Source organism: uncultured Arthrobacter sp. (assembly GCF_947495145.1).
In the GTDB taxonomy this organism is placed as follows: domain Bacteria; phylum Actinomycetota; class Actinomycetes; order Actinomycetales; family Micrococcaceae; genus Arthrobacter_D.
Genome location: NZ_CANLXP010000043.1, coordinates 1 through 1,651, shown reverse-complemented (window position 1 = coordinate 1,651; position 1,651 = coordinate 1). Strand labels below are relative to the sequence as shown.

Here is a 1,651-nt window from a genome sequence, read left to right as displayed (position 1 = left end):
AGTAGTGCCCCTTAGAGTGGTGTAACGCCCGCCGGTGACCCGGCACCGCCCCGCAACGGGGCGCGGTCACCGTGTGCGCTTTCGAGGAAAACTCTCACATCCCACTCGAAAGGACATCACACGATGACCGCTCCTCATATTGTCGACTCTGCCGGCGTACTTTCAGAAGCCCTGGGCGATGCGTCGCCTGACCTGATGCGCCATTTGCTGCAAACCATGATCAACGCGCTGTTGTCCGCGGACGCGGACGCCGTAGCCGGTGCCGAATGGGGCAAGCCCTCACCCGAGCGCCTGAGCCAGCGCAACGGTTACCGTCACCGCGAGCTCGATACCCGCGCCGGCACGATCGATGTCGCTATCCCCAAGCTGCGTCAGGGCACCTATTTCCCGGAATGGCTCCTGGAGCGCCGCAAGCGTGCCGAAGCGGCCATGATCACCGTCGTCGCGGACTGCTACCTCGCCGGGGTCTCCACCCGGCGGATGGACAAGCTCGTGAAGACCCTCGGCATCCACTCGCTGTCGAAATCACAAGTCTCCCGGATGGCCGCGGACCTTGATCAGCAGGTGGACCAGTTCCGGACCCGGCCGCTGGGGGATGCTGGCCCGTTCACCTTCGTCGCCGCCGACGCGTTGACCATGAAGGTCCGTGAAGGCGGACGCGTGATCAACGCGGTCGTCATGGTGGCAACCGGGGTGAACGCCGACGGGCACCGCGAAGTCCTCGGCCTGCGCGTGGCGACCAGCGAGACCGGCCCGGCCTGGAACACGTTCTTCGCGGACCTCGTCGCCCGGGGCCTGACCGGGGTGAAACTGGTCACCTCAGACGCCCATGCCGGCCTCGTCGAGGCGATCGCGGCGAACCTTCCCGGCACCTCATGGCAGCGCTGCCGCACCCACTACGCGGCGAACCTGATGTCGGCGACCCCGAAGAACCTGTGGCCGGCGGTCAAAGCGATGCTGCATTCGGTGTATGACCAGCCCGACCCGGCCAGCGTGAACGCACAGTTCGACCGGCTCCTGGACTACGTCGAGGAGAAACTCCCGAAGGTGTTCGCGCACCTTGATGCGGCCCGCGCCGACATCCTCGCGTTCACCGCCTTCCCCAAGGACGTGTGGCAGCAGATCTGGTCAAACAACCCCAACGAGCGTTTGAACAAGGAGATCCGCCGCCGCACCGACGTGGTCGGGATCTTCCCCAACCGGGACGCGATCACCCGCCTCGTCGGGGCCGTGCTGGCCGAGCAAAGCGATGAATGGGCCGAAGGGCGCCGCTACTTCGGACTCGAAGTTCTCGCCCGCTGCCGCCTCACAACCGTCGACTCCGGTATCGCAGCACACCCGGACCTGCCCGAACTGGAGACCGCGGAGGTAGCGGCATGAGCCCCACCCAGCCCAACACGTCACCACGCGATCAGGACCTCGCGCTCCTCGCCGCCGGCTACGAGACCGGCTGGTGGGACGAGCACGGAAGGCCGGCGCCCTGGCCCGAGGACTTCTGGCTCGCCGACGGCACGATCAATCCCCACTGGCAGCAAAGCGGCTCCCACCCGGAGGAGGAAACCCGACCCGACCCGTCCGAGAACCACAACTTCTAACCCTCAACAACCTCGAAAACCCACAGACCGGCTACACCACTCCACGGGACTTGACC

2 protein-coding genes are annotated in these 1,651 nt (G+C 66.1%); both read left to right on the top strand.

The genetic code is table 11. From position 1 onward, the window contains the following. The first annotated feature begins 123 nt into the window (after positions 1 to 123). The gene (locus tag Q0877_RS17010; RefSeq protein ID WP_299170033.1) at positions 124 to 1,380 is read left to right on the top strand and encodes an IS256 family transposase; all 1,257 of its coding nucleotides are present in this window, start codon (positions 124 to 126) and stop codon (positions 1,378 to 1,380) included. Then, positions 1,377 to 1,595: a hypothetical protein gene (locus Q0877_RS17005; protein WP_299170032.1), complete on the top strand. Its 219-nt coding sequence runs from the start codon at positions 1,377 to 1,379 to the stop codon at positions 1,593 to 1,595. The genes Q0877_RS17010 and Q0877_RS17005 overlap by 4 nt, the downstream gene beginning before the upstream one ends. Positions 1,596 to 1,651: the final 56 nt, after the last annotated feature.